The organism is Acinetobacter sp. WA-87 (assembly GCF_039938935.1).
GTDB lineage: Bacteria > Pseudomonadota > Gammaproteobacteria > Pseudomonadales > Moraxellaceae > Acinetobacter > Acinetobacter seifertii.
The window spans coordinates 292347-310208 of sequence record NZ_JBDUVF010000004.1 but is presented as its reverse complement, the minus strand read 5'-3'; the positions used below and the strand labels follow the sequence as shown (position 1 = coordinate 310208).

Genomic DNA, 17862 nt, shown 5'->3' with positions numbered 1-17862 from the left:
ATGCTCCGCTTATCGATAAAAAAATAAGCGGGAATTTCATGGCACTTTTACGTATTGAAAAGAATAATGGCATTGCGACAGTTTATCTAAACCGTCCGGATAAACGTAATGCCATGAGTTTCGCTCTCCTCAAAGAACTTGTTTCAACGGCTAAAGCCATACAAAAAGACCGAGAGATCCGCTGTGTAATTTTGACTGGCGAAGCACAAGTATTTAGTGCCGGAATTGATTTATCTGACCTCAACAATCCTAAAAATTCTGCATTTGCGATTTGGGAGCTTGTAAAACCAGGACAAAGCCTTTTCCAAAAAGCATTTTTGATTTGGCAAAACTTGCCTGTACCTGTGATTGCAGCGATTGAAGGTTATTGCTTTGGCGCGGGAATGCAACTTGCGTTGGCTGCCGATATCCGTATTGCCCATCCAGAAACCAAAATGTCAATTATGGAAAGCCGCTGGGGATTAGTACCCGACATGGGGCTTACCCGCTCACTTAAAGGTTTAATTGGTGTAGACCTTGCCAAAGAACTCACCTTAACTGCGCGTGTGTTTGACGGAAATTATGCAAAAGATATTGGCCTTGTAACGCACTTAAACGAAAATCCATTACAAAAAGCGAATGCGATTGCCTCAGAAATGCTACAACGCTCACCAGATGCATTGACTGCTGCAAAACGTGTATTAGATGCAATGGAACATCAACCAGAAAAATCATTGCGTCTAGAAAAAATCTGGCAACTTAAACTATTACTTGGTAAAAATAGCAAACTCGCTCGTAAAAAAGACAAACATCCGGAAGTTAAATTTTTACCACGCCAATATAGATAAGAGCTTTGAAGATGAATTTTGATCGTAATACACCTATTGCCTTTTTAGGCATAGGGCTTATGGGAAGCCGTATGGCTAGCCGTCTTATTCAAGCAGGTTTTCAAGTTGCTGTCTGGAACAGAACAGCATCTGCTTGTGAAGAACTTATTGATATCGGCGCACATGCTCTCGATCTTTCGAACATCGGACAACACCCTGTAGTTTTAACTTGTTTAGCTGACGATAAAGCTGTGCAAGCTGTATTTGAACAAATTCAACCTCACTTAAAAGCTGGTCAAACTATTGTGGACTTCTCAAGTTTGTCTGTTGCTGCAACAAAAGCACTCGCTCAAGCTACTGCTTCACAACACGTGACATGGATTGACTCTCCTGTTTCGGGCGGTACAGCTGGTGCTGAACAAGGCACACTTGTCATTTTTGCAGGTGGAGATGCCCAAACTATTGAAGCTTTAAGCCCTGTTTATAATGTACTTTCCCAACGTGTAACACGAATGGGTGATACTGGTACTGGCCAAGCCACTAAAATTTGCAATCAGCTCATTGTGGCAGCGAATAGCGCTCTTATCGCGGAAGCTGTAGCACTAGCAGACCGCGCAGGTGTAGACACGACATTACTCGCCCCCGCTCTAGCTGGTGGATTTGCCGACTCAAAACCTTTTCAAATACTTGCGCCACGCATGGCAACTCATACATTCGAGCCTATTCAGTGGAAAGTTCAAACATTATCTAAAGATCTTAACAACGCGGTAACATTAGCTAAGAATGTTAATTTAGACATCCCTGTTGCACAAAAAGCTCTATTACAGCTACAAACTCACCAAAAAAATGGCTTTGCCGAGAAAGATTTAGCTACTATGATTCAAGTAGTAGAGCAATAATAAAAGGAGTTTGTATATGGGTCGTCTTGCCGTTAACTTATCCATGATTTTTACCGAAGTTTCTTTAATTGAACGCTTTGCATTAGCCCATGCAGAGGGCTTTGAACATGTAGAAATCCAATTCCCATATGAACTTACCATTTCCGATATTCAAGACCAACTTGAACGCTATAACCTCAGTTTATGCTTAATTAATGTTCCTGCTGGAGACCTTATGCAAGGTGGAAATGGTTTGGCAGGTGTACCAGGCCAAGAAAAAGCATTTCGTGAAGCATTAGAATTAGCTATTCGTTATGCCACCGCTTTAAAAGTACCACGTGTCAATATTTTGGCAGGTAAGCAACCTCAAGATTCAGATTTACTTCCTTGCCTTAAAACTCTTGCAAGCAACTTAAAGCTGGCCTGTGACTTACTCACAGAACACGATATTGAACCTGTATTTGAGATGATTAATGGCACAGATATGCCACGTTTTTTAGTACAGAACATTGCTCAAGCTCAAGAAATGCTAGAAGCAGTCAATCACCCTGCTTTAAAAATGCAATATGACTGTTACCACATGGCGATGATGGGTGAAGATGTACTTGAAGGGTTACAAGAAAATATTCACCAAATTGGTCACATTCAGTTCGCAGATTGTCCAGGACGCCATGAACCCGATACAGCCCAGATTCCTTACGAACAAATATTTTCTTGGATCAAACAAAGTGCTTATATGGGCTACATTGCGGCAGAATACAAACCTAAAAACGGGTCAAATCAGTCATTTACATGGAAAAACAAATATTTTTCCGATGATGTAAATATATAAACTGTTACTAGTTTCGTTTGAAATTCTGAGTGAAAACCACTATATTAGATAGTGAGTAATTGTCAGGAAAATATACCCTATATGAATTTAGAACCATCGCCCAGCGTGTCTAATTCTCACGATTTCGCAATGAACACCTCAAATAAAGACGTACAAGCTTGTCTCAAAGTCGTCCATGACGCTTTAGTTGATGTAAAAGCAAAAGATATTCTACAGTTAGATGTTAGCTCTATTAGCAACGTTGCTGATGCTATTGTTATTGCGAGTGGTACTTCTACTCGTCACGTCAAAGCACTTGCTGATAATGTTGCAGAAGAAGCTCGAAAAGCTGGTTTCCGCCCGATTGGCGTTGAAGGCGAACGAGATGCCGAATGGATCTTAATTGATCTTGGCTTTGTTGTAGTACACGTGATGCTACCGACAGCCCGCAAATTCTATGATTTAGAAAGCTTATGGCGTACTGCCCCAGAGTCAGTCGCATAAAATTTTTGCTTTTAAAAAAAGCGGCTCTTTTGAGCCGCTTTTTTAGTTCTTGAAGGTGCTATTTTTCATTACCAGCTACAGTTTATTGTGTACTAACTTTTCTTTCTTCTCGAATAACTTTAAGCATTTCCTCAGTCATATTTATCTTCATTTTCTTTACGATATCACTTTGTAGCTCAGAAATTAGTTTGAGTTGCTCCTCACTTATATTTTTATAATCATCACCCGCCAATTTTTTTATATCAGTTACCCCCATCCATACCTTTTCCTCTTGTCTACATTTATAGAAAGCATCTTCAACAATATCATTTTCATCTTTGTTCATTTTTATTTGAGCCCCAACTTGCCCCATCAAACAATTTGCATATTTTTCACTTACTTCCTCAAGAGGCTCTGCCAAAGTTACCGATGAAAAGAAAAAACTGATAAATGAGATTAAAAAGAATATTATTTTTTTAACCACTTAAATTCCTTAAATAATTACTATATATCAATCAAATATTATCATTCTTAGCATCCAGTTAAAGTAAAAAATAGCCAATATAACCTCTCCATCAAATTAAATAAAAATAAATACCTCCATTTTTTGATTATAGAGATTAAGTGAAAGTCCAAAAGCTGTCAGTCATCAGCCATCTTTAAATTTGACATGACAAATTGTCAAAATTACAGCACTATAACCATTCTTAAAGTCTCATCAATAAATAGCATAACTGGAGCACTAAAAAGTGAAAATACTCATTACGGGCGCCAACACAGGAATTGGCTTTGCCACAGCAGAACAACTTGTAAAACAAGGACAACATGTCATTTTGGCGTGTCGAAACCCTCAAAAAGCTCAAGAAGCACAAAACAAACTGCGCTCACTTGACCAAGGGCAAGTCGATATCGTTTCTCTTGATTTGAATAGTCTTGAGTTAACTAAAAAAGCTGCAGATGAAATTGCAGATAAATATGGCAATCTTGATGTACTTATTAATAATGCTGGGTTATTTGCAAAAACAAAACAGCTCACAGTAGATGGTTTCGAACAGCAATTTGGCGTTAATTATTTAGGTCATTTCTTACTTACTCAAAAGTTACTCCCAGTTTTACAACAATCCCCTCAAGCGCGTATTGTTCATCTTGCATCTATTGCTCATTGGGTTGGTTCAATTAAACCTAATAAATTTCGTGCAGAAGGTTTTTACAACCCCCTGTTCTATTATGGGCAATCCAAGCTTGCAAACTTACTATTCAGTAATGCATTAGCTGAACAATTAGCTGGTAGCACAATTACCAACAATGCATTACACCCTGGTGGGGTTGCTTCTGATATTTATCGTGATTTACCAAAACCAGTTTATGCAGCCATGAAAGTAGGTTTAGTGCCAACTTCAGTTCCGGCAAAGCTCATAACAGAGATGGCGATTGGAGACTCATGGCAAAACCACAACGGCAAATATGTCAGTGCGCATATGCCTGACTGGAAATCTTCACATGCCAAAAACCAGCAACTGGCACGTGATCTCTACAAACAATCAATGGACTTAGTAGAAAAGTTTCTTTAAATCTCAAAAAGCAAAAAACCACCCGAAGGTGGTTTTTTGTATCAAAGCAACTTAGTGGCCTGTACCGTTAATTGCTTTAGTCATATCTTCAACAACTTTCTTAGCATCACCAAAGATCATCATTGTTTTTTCGTTATAGAACAAGTCATTATCAAGGCCTGCATAACCAGTTGCCATAGAACGCTTAATCACCATGATTGTACGCGCTTTATGAGCCTCAAGAATCGGCATACCATAAATCGGTGAGCTTGGGTCATCTTTTGCAGCTGGGTTTACAACGTCGTTTGCACCAATGACAAGTACTACGTCAGTTGCTGGGAAATCTGAGTTAATCTCATCCATTTCCAAGATGTCTTCATATGCTACGTCTGCTTCAGCAAGTAGTACGTTCATATGACCAGGCATACGACCTGCAACCGGATGGATTGCAAAGCGAACCGTTACACCCTGTTCTTTCAAAAGTTCACACAATTCTTTTACAGCATTTTGTGCACGGCCTTGCGCCATACCATAACCCGGTACAATCACAACGCTGTCTGCATTTGACATTAAGAAGCCAGCATCATCAGCAGAACCTGAACGGTAGTTACGTTGAACTTGTTCACCTTTAGCAGCTGTAGAAACTGCCGCACCGCCCATCGCACCACCAAACAATACGTTGATGATTGAACGATTCATTGCTTTACACATGATGTACGACAGAATCGCACCAGATGAACCTACAAGCGAACCAGCAACGATCAACATGTTGTTTTCAAGGGTAAAACCAATACCTGCTGCTGCCCAACCAGAGAACGAGTTAAGAAGCGATACAACTACAGGCATATCACCACCACCTACTGGTGCAATCCATACCCAGCCAAATGCAAGTGCAAGTGCTGTCATTGCCCAGAAAGCAGTCATGTTGCCAGTTGTAAAGAAGTAGAAACCACAAGCCAACATCGCAATAAAGATAAGTGCTTGAACAGGTTTAACCCATGCACCAGAAATTGTTTTAGCCCATTTTTTCGCAGCCAATTTACCGTATGCGAACACAGATGCAGTAAAGGTAATCGCACCAACGAAACAACCTACAAACAATTCAAATAGATGAACCTTGCTCATGTGTGCATGTTGTACGCCAGCTGCAGTCAAAGCCGCTTCATTTTGAGCAAACAGTGCAGTTAATTGGTTGTTATGTAAAATTGCAGCTATTGCAATAAGGACAGCAGCTAAACCCACCAATGAGTGCATAAGCGCAACAGTTTCAGGCATTTGTGTCATTGGCACTGTACGTGCACGTGCAATACCCACGATTGCGCCTAACACCATTGCCCCAACGATCATCCAGATGACTGGGTTGTTGGCAACAAAGAAGGTCGTTATAACAGCAATCGCCATTGCGATCATACCGTAGCGGTTACCTTGAATTGCTGTTTTAGGGCCAGACAAGCCCCGAAGTGTCAAGATAAAGAGGATTGCGCCTACAAGGTACAACCAGTTTGCATTTGCTTGAATAAATTCCATGTCAAAGCCCTCTTATTTCTTTTGCTTAGGCTTGAACATTTCCAGCATGCGCGCAGTTACTGCGAAGCCACCGAAAATATTAATGCTTGCTAAAAATACTGCAATTGCACCGAGTACACTCACCACATTCACACTTTGAAATGCAACATTCGCATCTACACCTAAAACAGGTAGACCTACAGTTTGCAACATCGCACCAACAACAATAATTGATGACAATGCATTAGTTACTGCCATAAGTGGCGTATGCAAAGCTGGTGTAACACCCCAAACAACGTAATAACCTACGAAGATGGCAAGGACGAAAATTGTAATAGTTTCAACCATGAGAAATCTCCTTAACCACGCTTAAGCAGCACTTGACCGCCATGAGTGACCAATAGGGCTTTTTGGATTTCGTCTTCTTGATTAATCGCAAAGTTTTTCTCTTTGTCGAATAAAGTTTCTACGAAATTAAAAACGTTACGTGCATATAAAGCAGAAGCTTCTGTTGCTACAGTTGCTGGAATATTTGGAACACCCAAAATTTTCACACCATTTTCTGTAAAAACAGTCTCGCCCACTTTAGAACCTTCAACATTACCGCCAGTTTCAACTGCCATATCCAAAATGACAGAACCTGGTTTCATCTTGGCAACAGTTTCAGCTTTGATCAGACGCGGCGCATCACGACCTGGCAACAATGCGGTTGTAATCACGATATCGGCATTAGAAACAGCTTTATCTACAATCGCAGCTTGGTCTTTAATGTATTGCTCACCCGGCATCCAGCCATAACCATTTTTTGCTGCATCTGCCGCACGTTGTTGCTCTTCTTCAGACATTGGTACGTCTAACCATTTACCACCTAAAGACTCAACTTGATCTTTGGCTGTAGGACGTAAGTCTGTTGCTTCAACAACTGCACCCAAGCGTTTTGCAGTAGCAATCGCCTGAAGGCCTGCAACCCCAACTCCCATAATCACAACACGTGCAGGTTTCACAGTACCAGCAGCAGTCATAAGCATTGGGAACATGCGTTGATATTCGGCAGCAGCAAGCAAAACTGATTTATAACCAGCCAAGTTTGCCTGAGAAGACAACACATCCATGTTTTGTGCACGAGAAAGCGTACGAGGAAGCAATTCCAGAGCAAAAGCAGATACTTGCTGATTGGCAAATTGATCTAGCTCGGTATTACGATAAGGATCAAACATTGCTACAACAGCTGTATTTGCTGCAAGTTTTTGAATTTCCCCGCCTTGTGGCGCACGAACTTTCAAAATAATTTGACTACCCGTATAGGCATCATCCGTAATGGTTGCACCGACCTGTTCATAAGCACTGTCAATGTACGCAGCCTTTACACCAGCACCACGTTCAATCACAACGCTATGACCAGCGCTAATCAACTTCTTTACTGTCTCTGGCGTAGCAGCTACACGATTTTCACCGACGACAGTTTCGGTTGGGATTCCGATCTGCATGAGCGTTCCTCAAGCTAATTTCTCATTGTCAAAAACATTGCAAACTGCAATGTTTCCCCCATGTGTATTCTTTGTACAGAATTTGGATTCTAATTGAACTTTTTGAAAATACCACCCACTATTTATTTAATAAATACCCATATTTTGAACTGATGATTCACGATATTTAACTTAGAGTGTAATATAGGAAGATTTTCTTTTTTTACAGACAATAGTCTCTCTTATACAGTCCTGTATATGAAAATTTCTTTATCTTCGTTTCAAATTGGGTCTTTTTTTGCGCTTTGTTCTGCTTTTCTATTCAGCACAAAAGCAATCTTTATTAAACAGACTTATGCCCTTTCTCCATTAGTAGACGGTACAGTCCTGATGGCTTTACGCATGTTAAGCGCTTTACCGTTCTTTCTACTCATTTGCTGGTTCAATAGGCATCATAATCAGGGCATAAAAAAGAAGGATTGGCTACTTTTAATTTTTGCTGGTCTATTAGGCTACTACTTCGCTAGTTGGCTCGATTTCATGGGTCTCATGTTTATTAGCGCCTCTTTAGAGCGGATTATCTTATTTTTATATCCAACACTTACCGTGATCGCATCAAGCCTGCTCTACAAACAAAAATTAGATGTAAAAAGTTTATTCGCCATTTTTCTTAGTTATGGTGGAACCGTATTAGTGATGCTTCAAGAGCACAACAATGCACCAATTCAGGGCAACTTTTGGTTAGGAACAAGTTTTGTATTTGCAAGTGCTGTAACCTTTGCTGGTTATTTACTGCTAACTCCACCATTAATTAAAAAATTTGGTTCTTGGAATTTCACAGGCTTAGCGCTTACTATCGCCTGTATTGGTGCATTAACGCATTACGCTTTGAGTACACCTCACTCTATTCAGCTTATATTACAACTTCCCTCAAGCGTCATTTGGTATGGGGTCGGCTTAGGCTTTTTAGTCACCGTATTACCCACCGTTATGCTCATACAAAGCATTGAACGTCTGGGCGCATCACAATCTGCAATGATCGCATCGATTGGACCGGTTTTAACAATTTTACTTGCCGTTCTTTTCTTAAATGAACATCTTAATATGTGGCAATGGGTCGGCTGCCTACTCAATATTGTAGGTGTCATGATGATTACGCTTAGAAAGAAAAGACTAAAACACTAAATCTGCTTGACCTCAACTTAAGTTGAGGTTGGATACTCATCTAAATTTTACTGAACGGTTGAGTTCCAATGAATAAAGAAACTTTTAAAATCATAAATCCCTCTACTTTATATAATCCAACACCGAATGCTTACAGTCATGTTGCCGTAGTCCAAAATTTTAACAATATTATTCATGTTGCCGGTCAAGGTGGTGAAGATTCAAAAGGTGAGCTGAGCTCAAATTTTCAAGAACAAGCCACTCAAATTTTTAATAACATTCAACATGCTTTAACTGCGGCAGATGCAAAAATTTCTGATATTGCGGTTTTAAGAGTTTTAATTGTTGACCACTCGGATGAAAAACACCAAATTTTAATTAAAATCATGCAAAATCTATGGAAAAATCATCCTTTTCCAGCCTGCACGCTCATTCCTGTGCCACGCCTTGCATTAGAACGCATGCTTATTGAAGTTGAAGCAATGGCATATACTTAATAAAACTGAGAGAACATCATGTCTACCCCTGAAGATATCAGTCAAAATAAACCTTTGCTTTGGTTGATGGCAGCAGCATGTGGCTTATGTGCAGGTGTGAATTATTACTGTCAACCACTAATTCACTCTATTCAGCAAGAGTTTGCAGTAACTCAAGCGCAAGCCGCTTTAACAGTAACATTTGCTCAAGTGTCTTATGCCCTCGGTCTACTCTTTATTGTTCCGATGGGTGACATCGTCAATAAAGCTAAGGCTATTCCATTTTTAATGGTGCTTTGCGCAGTTGGCTTATTTACTTCTGCGTTTGCTGTTAACTTGCCTATGCTCTGGATCGGTACAATTTTAGCAGGCTTATTTTCTGTTGCTGCCCAAGTTCTTATTCCACTTGCAACTATGACGGTCAAACCTGAAAAAACGGGTGAGATTATTGGCTTTTTAATGAGCGGGTTATTGGTCGGGATTCTACTCTCGACCAGTCTAGCTGGCTTATTTTCCAATCTTTTTCATTGGAAAGTCGTTTATGTCGTCAGCGGTATATTAATGCTGCTATTGGCATTTACTTTAAAAAGTCGCCTGCCTTATGTATTGCGTATGAAAATGAACTATGGGCAAATCTTTGTTTCTATGGCTCAGCTTTTAAAGCAAGAGAAGCGACTATTATTAAGAGCGCTTACTGGTGCCTTCGCATTTGCAGCAGTCAGTATTTTGTATTCCACTATCGCACTACTACTCACCTCTGCACACCATTTGCCAGATCTATTTATCGGACTCGTTCCTCTAGTTGGTATTTTTGGTGCATTATCAACGCGCTATATTGGTAAATATGCCGATCAAGGCTATACAAAATTACTTACATGGATGGGCTGCGGGCTATTTTTAGTCAGCTGGATCTGCTTCTACTTCGGACAAACTCTACTCTTCGCTTATGTTATCGGATTTGCTTTAATTCAATTAGCACTCGCACTTGTTCACACCAGTAACCAAAGTATTATTTTCCGTTTACGTCCAGATGCTAAATCTCGTATTAATGCTATTTATATGACCACTTACTTTATTGGTGGCGCAGCCGGTTCAGCATTAGGAATTTTTGCATGGAATCATGGTGGGTGGAGCATGACATGCCTTGCTGGTGTGGGACTCGTTGTGTTTTGTATTTTGTTTAGCGTGATTGATGCTTTCTTACAAAAAAAGCAGCTGGCTCAGCCATAACCTAACTTGTTAAAAATCATCTTTCTATAATCCACCATTGCTTTGAACAATGGTGGAAAAGCTACTGAGTCAAATACAAAATTAAATATGAGGTAAAACGTAAGGAACGATATCTTGAAAGGTACGTCCATGTACATTTTCACCAATTGCATGCATTTTCCATGCATCATTATGACGATAAATTTTTGCAATAATCAGGCCTGTATGCGCCCCTTGCGAGGAAAGTTTATAACTTGCAATTTCATGGTTGTTTGATTGATCAACCAAACGACAGAATGCATTTTCCACTTTCTCAAAAGTTTGACCGCGGAAGCTATTAACAGTAAACACCAAAGATTTTACTTGCGCTGGAATTTGATTAAGGTTGACACGAATCACTTCATCATCACCACTTCCAGCGCCTGTTAAATTATCTCCAGAATGACGAATACTCCCATCTTTACTTTGTAATTGTCCAAAATAGACAACATCAAGCATTTTTTTATTTTCATCAAATAAAATGACTGAAGCATCAAGGTCAATATTACCGCCGCCACCAAAACCAAAAAAACCTTTACTTTTTACTACATCCCAGCCAACGCCCAAGAAAACTTGTTGAAGGCTACTACCATCTGCTTTTTGCAAATTGATTTTCTGACCTTTTTCTAAATTAATTGCCATATTATGGATCTTCCAATGAGGACTATAAAAATGATTACTTTTATTTTTTAATGAGACTGTTGACGGTTCAATTTAGACATCAACCACTGTAAAAAATTGTTCCGGTTTCTTGAGCAAATGACGACTTTACCAGCACCAGAAAAACGCAATACCATGCCTTCACCACTAGTTACACTATTCACCAAGTTGCCAAGAAAACCACTATTCTGTGAAGTTGAAACAGATAAATGATAATTTAAACGCGAATCCCAGCAGACGACGTGCCCGTTATCAATAATAACCTCTTTATTCGGCTCTACTTCTAGTTCAAACAAGGTTCCACAACCAGAAACCACAACTTGACCTTGCCCACTGGTTTCCATAACAAGGAAACCACCAGTATTGCCAAAGAAAGCTCCTCCAAGACTAGTATTTAATCTTGCTTTGATATCGACTGATTCGTGTGCGGCAACAAATGCACCATCACTTAAGATATATTGAGTTGCGCCAACATCAAGAATCTGCATATCACCATCTAGTGAAGCAGACAATAAGCAGTCCCCATCTCCACGTACAGCTTCGATATGTTGCTGGAATAAAGATTCATCATTAGCAAATCGGCGGAATAAGGATTGCATTAAGCCACCTTGTAATCGTCCCTTTAACTCCAGAGCATCTTCCATCATAACCATTGCATTACTTTCACAATAAATTCGATCCCCTCGACGCATTGCAACATGTAAGAATGGTTCGGGTGAACCCACTAAACTAAAGTGTGCCATTTCATTAACCTTTATTAATCTCTAACAATTCGATGATGCTTAGCAGCATTTAACCAATCAGGAAATTCTTGCAATAACAATTCATATAAGTGCTCATCCGACACACTATCAATTCGGTCTAAATTGAAGAAATTGCAGTTATCAACAATACGGCCAGACATGTCATCCAGCTTTTCAAGTGCTCCGTAATCACGGCCTCCAACTCCAACAAATTGCCAAAAAATTGGAAGCGTAGCCGCTTGAGATAATATTTTTTTCATTTGCCGACGACTTCCAACCCCACCGTCGGAAATAAACAAAACATACGTTGGAATTTGATCATTAAACTTCTGAAAATAATTAATTACAGCTTCAATTGCTGGAATTTCTTCATTGTACCGTGCTCCAACCGACCAATTTTTCCAGCCTTGATGAGTTGTATTAATAAAATTATTAACATTCGTTAAAACAACATCATCTAGTTGTATCGTTTTTGCAGCGAATGCCCAGCATTCAAAACTTCCGTTATCATCGAAATGGATTGCCAATGGCATCAAACGATCAACCACCTTTTGTACATCCCCACGGCGATATTGCCAATCCATTGATCCTGAAGCATCAAGCACCAGTGCAACTCTTGCCGTTACACCAAGCAAATTCTTTTTTTCTAACTGAACCAGAGATTTTTTAGTTAGATCAATAATTGAAGCGTTACCTGTTTTCTGTGCTTTTTCCAGTGACAGTTTTTTCTTTAGCTCAACACTCGATTGTTGCACTGTAGACTCTTTCTGTACAACGTCTTCATCTGCGACCTCCCCACCAAAATGGCGAATTAATGCAGCTAAACCATCATTAAAACCTTGCCCAATCGCAGCCAGTCGCCAAAATCCATCTTTACGGTAGATTTCAACTAACATTGTGGCACGTTCCTGATCAAATAAATGATGATTTAGTTCTAATTCAGCAATAGGCTGATTTTGTAAATTCATTATTTTGACAGTTATTTTCTGCACCTTAGACATGATGGCAGAACCGTCAATTGCAGCAGTTAAAACCAGATGATTTATGGATAATGGAATCTTTTGAAGGTCAACTCTAAATTCATTAGATTTATTATGATTTTCTAACAAACATACAGCCTGACATGGTGTTTCAGGTTGATTATAAAATGTCATGTATCGTTCATCACTTAAACGATACTGTGAATCAAGTCCAAAAGTAGCAATATCTAGATCAAAATCCGCGTGATATTGAACCTGAATATAAAAAGAGGATTGCCCCTGTAAGAGATCAGTTAATTTTATTTTTTGTCCGCGAATTAAATTCAGCATCCTTTTACCTCAAATTTCTTTATATGTTGTTTTGTTTCATATTTAGAAACAAAACAACATAAGTGCTTAGATACTTTTTAAGTTATCTAAATCTAATTTAGTTGAAGTTGGCACATAAAGAATATCTTGCCCTTGTTTTTGAGCATTTTTTAAAAAGGCTAAAACGTGCTGATACAATTCATCTAGTTCTTTAACATTTTTCTTAGTTGCTTTTAATAATTTTTGATATTTTTCCTGAGTCATTGCATATTCAAATCCCGCTAAAATCTGCTCGACTTCACGATCAATCAAACATCTTACTTTTAAAGTATTTTTATCTGTCTTTTTTGTTCCTTGAATCAATATTTTTTGATAACTCCCTACAGAATCACCATCTACCCCAACATACATTAAGTTAGCAGCTAAATAATCTTCGTCTTCTCTAAATAAATCTTGAATACAGAATTTTTGTAATGCTAGGGAATGTTTGCCCAAATTCAGATGTGTAATTTCAGGATGATTTAATAATTCTTGTATTGTATGCTGTTTAAATAGCTTCCAATTCCCTGCAAAAAGATGAATTCGTCCTCTAGTTAGAGTCTGATTAAATTCAACTGCATTAGAAGTGGTTTGCCCCCAACAAAATTTATGATATTCAGTGATATAATCACATGTCATCTTGACATAAAAACGATAATCAGAGTATTTATTATAAAAAAATCTTTGTGCATCAAGTTCCCAATTTTCCCAAATATCAAAACTGTTTTCAAATTTATCTGTAATATCACATTCAAATTGATAAAATTCTGCTTTTATTGTTGCCACTTCAGAAGGCAAAGAAAAACATTCCCCTTTTTTACGAGGATTAAGATAAAGATTGACTGGATTTGCACCCATGTGATTTTCCCCAACTCATCATTTTAATTCAAAAAATCGTAATTGTTTTATATAAAGTATAGAATTTTCGCCATCAAAGCGACAAAATATGTCGCCTTGATGTAATTTCAAACTTAAACCGCAACGCCATAAGATGCAGCTAAAGGTCCTAAACCACCAGCAAAACCTTGACCAATTGCACGGAATTTCCATTCACTGCCATGTTTGTAAAGTTCACCGAAGATCATAGCCGTTTCCGTGCTACTGTCTTCAGATAAATCATAGCGTGCAATTTCGCTACCGCCCGCATCGTTACTTACACGAATATACGCATTAGCAACTTGGCCAAAATTCTGACTACGAGTCTGTCCCTCATAAATTGTGACAGCGAAGATTACTTTTGCTACATCAGCAGGAACCTTACTTAAGTCCACGCTTAATGTTTCATCATCACCTGCACCGTCTCCTGTACGGTTATCACCATTATGAACAACAGAACCATCAGAAGACTTTAAATTATTGAAAAATATAAAATCATGATCCGCACGAACTCTACCATTTTCATTGACTAAAAAAGCAATTGCATCAAGATCAAAAGCAGCCCCATCAGTCACACGTGGGTTCCAACCTAGGCCTACGGTTGTTTTGGTAATACCAGGTGCTTCTTTTGTTAAACTAACGTTACCGCCTTTAGTTAAGCTAATCGCCATATGTGTTACTCCTTATAAACTTTGACTGATTGTTTGTTTCATTTGTTTGATAAAAGCCATATAAATGGTCTTTTCAAAAATTCTTATGAAGTTTGTATTTGATTTTTACTATAAGCAATTGACGACAACACCGCCCACGCAATAAATGCGATACCAATCAAACCTGTTACAACCTCAGGAACATGTCCACCTGTCCCTGTGTACAACATAATTGCTGCCAACGCGCCTATAGCATAATGTGCACCATGTTCTAAATAAATAAAGGCTTCTAGCGTACCTTGTTCAACCAAATAAATGGTCATTGAACGAACAAACATTGCACCTATTGCTAAGCCAAGCATAATAATGACGACATCATTCGTGATCGCGAATGCACCAATAACCCCATCAAAACTGAATGAAGCATCTAAAACTTCAAGATAAAGGAAACCACCAATACCTGCTTTAACGAGATTAGTAGACTTCCCTGATGCTTGTTCTTCACTTGTTTCATCATCACTACTTTCCAGTAAGTGACCAATTACTTGAACACCGATGTAAACTACAATGCCCCAAATACCCGCCACAATCACGATTAACTTTTGTTCTACAGGTACAAATGCCGCCATAATAAGTAGAGCGATGAGCGATACAAATACAGACATTGCAGGGATGTTAGCTAAATTAGATAGGTGTGCCTCCAGCCAGTGGAACCAATGAGTATCTTTGCCATCATCAAATAAGAAGTTCAAAAATACCAAAAGCAAGAACATGCCACCAAAAGCTGAAATCTCAGCATGGTGAGCTAACAGTTTCTCGGAATATGCTTTAGGATCATTTAATGCTAACTTAGCAACTTCAATCATTCCCATGTCTGCAGTTACGCCAACAATTAATAAAGGGAAAATTAAACGCATACCAAATACAGCAACCAGAATCCCTACTGTAAGAAAAATCTTTTTCCAGAATTCATCCCAGTTCCGTAATACTGAAGCATTTACAACCGCATTATCAAAAGATAAGGAGACTTCCATAACGGCCAATACACCAGTAATCAATAATGCTTTAAGCATCATTGAAAACCCTGCATTTGGCCCATGAGTAAAGCCCCACCACGCTGCCAATCCTAAACAGATCATGCTAAAAAAAATTGAGAAACGAAAATGTTTCATTTTTTACCTTTTATAAAAATTTAACGGTATTCATCATTTATTTATTGAAATGATAATTTTAGCCAACCTGAATACCATACTGTTGACACATTGCAGCCAATCCCCCAGAGTAACCTTGACCGACCGCTTTAAATTTCCACTCCCCGTTATGACGATAGACTTCTCCAAATACCATTGCGGTTTCTGTTGAATAATCTTCAGCCAAGTCGAAACGAACAACTTCTACATTTGTATCCTGATTTACTACTCGTATGAATGCATTTGCGATCTGACCAAAATTTTGACCTCTTGCTTTCGCATCATGAATCGTTACGGTAATTGCTATTTTTTCAACTTCAGGTGCAACTTTTGAAAGATTTACCAGTAAGGTTTCATCATCACCATCGCCCTGTCCAGAACGATTATCACCTGTATGTTCTACTGCACCATCTTGTGATTTAAGCTGATTATAGAAAATAAAATCATGGTCACCACGAACCTTACCACCAGCTGTGAGTAAAAATGCACTCGCATCTAAATCAAACGCAGCACCATCAGTTGCACGTTCATCCCAACCTAATCCAATTAAAACTCTAACTAAATTAGGATCTGTTTTACTTAGGGATAAATTTCCACCTTTATTTAAACTAATTGCCATTTTATTTTTTCTCCTCGTTTGAATACTTTAAATTCAATAGTTTAAAAACTTACAAATAGATAAATTTTATTTACTACCAGCAACCCAACGCATTCCAAAACCAAATGCTTGGTCTAATTCTCGATGTCCACGCACGTAACGTACATGATGCTGAACTTGAATACTTCCGCCTTTATTTACTAACTCAACAATCCCACACATACCTAAAGGTTGCCCTTCTGACAAGCGAACTTCTATAGGAGGCTGATCAGGTACATAAATTGTCACGACAGCATCTGTTTTTGCCCAATTCGGCACACCTTCATAAATAAAAGCAAATAACACTACGCGATGAATCTGTTGCCACTGTTTACCATTAATCCTGAGCCACTCACCTTCTTTTAATGCGCCAGTACGGTCATCAGCAGATAATTTAATAAATGGAAAACTATCAAAATCACCAAATTGACTACCCAAGGCTTGAATAACTGATTTATGTCCATTTTTCATCTCAAATAAACAGCCTAAATCTAAGTCAATTCCCTGATTTTGATTAAGTAACTTTTTAAAGAATCCACCCGATTGAGTCTGCTGAGGACGTTGATTCCAATTGAGATTAATTTTAATTTCACCAAAGTCTTGATCTTGTTTTTGTAAACTAATCTGGCTATTACGCTTATCTAGCGTAATTTTATTTAAATTAATTTTGGGTTGAGAGACTGATGGAGTTTTAGGCAGAGTGTCTAAAACAGGACTAATAGGTTGATCGCTAATTTCAACCCCAAAATATTCAGATAATGGTTTTAGACCACCATTAAATCCTTGATTCACAAAACGGAATTTCCATTGATCTTTATAACGATAAACTTCGCCTAAAATGAGTGCTTTTTCTTTTTTTTCAGCGCTTTTTACAATCGCTGTAGCAGTGAGCTGCCCCTTTTCCCATAATTCAATTTCAATATCTTGAATTGTATTAAGTGCACCTTGACTATCGACCGTAGCACATACAGCAAACTTATTAATATCAAGATCTAATAGTTGTGTATTAATATTAAATTGGCCTACATAAGACCTGTCATTTGTAGTTTCAATTAATTCTATACTCCTGTTTAGTGTTTGCTTTTGACCATAAAAGATCATATCTGCATCACCACGAACTTTCCCTTGAGAATTTAATAGATATGCAGTCACATCCAAACCAATATCAGAAGGTAATATTGTTTTAACTTTCAAAACAAATTGCGGGCAGCTCAAAGTGAGATTTGCACCTGTAATGAGTTGTTGCATGAATTTCCCCGTGTCTTAATTTATATTTTTAGCTGAATCTTTTTAACCTACTCAATAATTTGCATGACCTAGCACAATGTGGTGCGCTTCCAAGCATATTTATATGGCAGATAAGTAGCCTTATTTATATTGAATAAAATAA

General features: G+C 38.5%; 20 protein-coding genes. 8 read left to right on the top strand and 12 right to left on the bottom strand.

Annotated elements, in window-relative coordinates; genetic code table 11:
- Nucleotides 1–38: 38 nt before the first annotated feature.
- From ABFY81_RS13925 to rsfS, 4 genes are all read left to right on the top strand, one after another.
- A complete protein-coding gene (locus tag ABFY81_RS13925) occupies nucleotides 39–827 on the top strand; it encodes a crotonase/enoyl-CoA hydratase family protein (protein WP_004698630.1) in 789 nt (262 codons plus the stop codon).
- An 11-nt stretch (nucleotides 828–838) separates the two neighbouring features.
- Nucleotides 839–1705, top strand: coding sequence for an NAD(P)-dependent oxidoreductase (locus ABFY81_RS13920; protein ID WP_151740674.1), 867 nt, complete (start codon nucleotides 839–841; stop codon nucleotides 1703–1705).
- Between the two features lie 16 nt (nucleotides 1706–1721).
- Nucleotides 1722–2516: a TIM barrel protein gene (locus ABFY81_RS13915; protein WP_019458119.1), complete on the top strand. Its 795-nt coding sequence runs from the start codon at nucleotides 1722–1724 to the stop codon at nucleotides 2514–2516.
- 81 nt (nucleotides 2517–2597) lie between these two features.
- A complete protein-coding gene (gene rsfS / locus ABFY81_RS13910; RefSeq protein WP_001047580.1) occupies nucleotides 2598–2999 on the top strand; it encodes a ribosome silencing factor in 402 nt (133 codons plus the stop codon).
- Nucleotides 3000–3081: 82 nt separating this feature from the next.
- Here the strand turns inward: rsfS and ABFY81_RS13905 are convergent, their stop codons facing one another.
- Nucleotides 3082–3462: a hypothetical protein gene (locus ABFY81_RS13905; RefSeq protein WP_346791044.1), complete on the bottom strand. Its 381-nt coding sequence runs from the start codon at nucleotides 3460–3462 to the stop codon at nucleotides 3082–3084.
- Between the two features lie 265 nt (nucleotides 3463–3727).
- Between ABFY81_RS13905 and ABFY81_RS13900 the strand changes: the two genes are divergently transcribed.
- Nucleotides 3728–4549, top strand: a complete 822-nt coding sequence (locus ABFY81_RS13900) for an SDR family NAD(P)-dependent oxidoreductase (protein WP_347913993.1) — start codon at nucleotides 3728–3730, stop codon at nucleotides 4547–4549.
- A 51-nt stretch (nucleotides 4550–4600) separates the two neighbouring features.
- Here ABFY81_RS13900 and ABFY81_RS13895 read toward each other — a convergent pair whose 3' ends face one another.
- From ABFY81_RS13895 to ABFY81_RS13885, 3 genes are read right to left on the bottom strand one after another with little or no spacing between them, the layout of a single operon-like run.
- Nucleotides 4601–6055: an NAD(P)(+) transhydrogenase (Re/Si-specific) subunit beta gene (locus ABFY81_RS13895; RefSeq protein ID WP_347913992.1), complete on the bottom strand. Its 1455-nt coding sequence runs from the start codon at nucleotides 6053–6055 to the stop codon at nucleotides 4601–4603.
- 12 nt (nucleotides 6056–6067) lie between these two features.
- Entirely contained in the window at nucleotides 6068–6382 is a 315-nt protein-coding gene (locus ABFY81_RS13890) for a proton-translocating transhydrogenase family protein (protein WP_000230434.1), read from the bottom strand.
- A gap of 11 nt (nucleotides 6383–6393) precedes the next feature.
- Entirely contained in the window at nucleotides 6394–7521 is a 1128-nt protein-coding gene (locus tag ABFY81_RS13885) for a Re/Si-specific NAD(P)(+) transhydrogenase subunit alpha (RefSeq protein ID WP_004698636.1), read from the bottom strand.
- A 237-nt stretch (nucleotides 7522–7758) separates the two neighbouring features.
- On the opposite strand from ABFY81_RS13885, the gene ABFY81_RS13880 reads away from it, so the two are divergent.
- From ABFY81_RS13880 to ABFY81_RS13870, 3 genes are all read left to right on the top strand, one after another.
- Nucleotides 7759–8685: a DMT family transporter gene (locus ABFY81_RS13880; RefSeq protein ID WP_347913991.1), complete on the top strand. Its 927-nt coding sequence runs from the start codon at nucleotides 7759–7761 to the stop codon at nucleotides 8683–8685.
- Nucleotides 8686–8753: 68 nt separating this feature from the next.
- Complete coding sequence (locus ABFY81_RS13875) at nucleotides 8754–9161, top strand: Rid family hydrolase (RefSeq protein WP_347913990.1); 408 nt, start codon at nucleotides 8754–8756, stop codon at nucleotides 9159–9161.
- Nucleotides 9162–9179: 18 nt separating this feature from the next.
- Nucleotides 9180–10370 (top strand): MFS transporter, encoded by a 1191-nt coding sequence (locus tag ABFY81_RS13870; RefSeq protein ID WP_100191988.1) that lies wholly within the window; start codon nucleotides 9180–9182, stop codon nucleotides 10368–10370.
- An 81-nt stretch (nucleotides 10371–10451) separates the two neighbouring features.
- On the opposite strand, the gene ABFY81_RS13865 is transcribed toward ABFY81_RS13870, so the two are convergent.
- The 8 genes from ABFY81_RS13865 to ABFY81_RS13830 all read right to left on the bottom strand — a co-directional run bounded on the left by ABFY81_RS13865 (nucleotide 10452) and on the right by ABFY81_RS13830 (nucleotide 17720).
- Entirely contained in the window at nucleotides 10452–11030 is a 579-nt protein-coding gene (locus tag ABFY81_RS13865; protein WP_151761241.1) for a TerD family protein, read from the bottom strand.
- Between the two features lie 47 nt (nucleotides 11031–11077).
- Entirely contained in the window at nucleotides 11078–11791 is a 714-nt protein-coding gene (locus ABFY81_RS13860) for a TIGR00266 family protein (RefSeq protein WP_347913989.1), read from the bottom strand.
- A gap of 14 nt (nucleotides 11792–11805) precedes the next feature.
- On the bottom strand, nucleotides 11806–13101 hold the full coding sequence (locus ABFY81_RS13855; protein ID WP_347913988.1) for a VWA domain-containing protein: 1296 nt from the start codon (nucleotides 13099–13101) through the stop codon (nucleotides 11806–11808).
- Between the two features lie 66 nt (nucleotides 13102–13167).
- The gene (locus ABFY81_RS13850; RefSeq protein ID WP_347913987.1) at nucleotides 13168–13977 is read right to left on the bottom strand and encodes a hypothetical protein; all 810 of its coding nucleotides are present in this window, start codon (nucleotides 13975–13977) and stop codon (nucleotides 13168–13170) included.
- A gap of 113 nt (nucleotides 13978–14090) precedes the next feature.
- Complete coding sequence (locus tag ABFY81_RS13845) at nucleotides 14091–14666, bottom strand: TerD family protein (protein WP_019458110.1); 576 nt, start codon at nucleotides 14664–14666, stop codon at nucleotides 14091–14093.
- 83 nt (nucleotides 14667–14749) lie between these two features.
- Nucleotides 14750–15817 (bottom strand): DUF475 domain-containing protein, encoded by a 1068-nt coding sequence (locus tag ABFY81_RS13840; protein WP_019458109.1) that lies wholly within the window; start codon nucleotides 15815–15817, stop codon nucleotides 14750–14752.
- A 58-nt stretch (nucleotides 15818–15875) separates the two neighbouring features.
- Entirely contained in the window at nucleotides 15876–16454 is a 579-nt protein-coding gene (locus ABFY81_RS13835) for a TerD family protein (protein ID WP_039254901.1), read from the bottom strand.
- Between the two features lie 66 nt (nucleotides 16455–16520).
- Nucleotides 16521–17720, bottom strand: a complete 1200-nt coding sequence (locus ABFY81_RS13830; protein ID WP_347913986.1) for a TerD family protein — start codon at nucleotides 17718–17720, stop codon at nucleotides 16521–16523.
- Nucleotides 17721–17862: the final 142 nt, after the last annotated feature.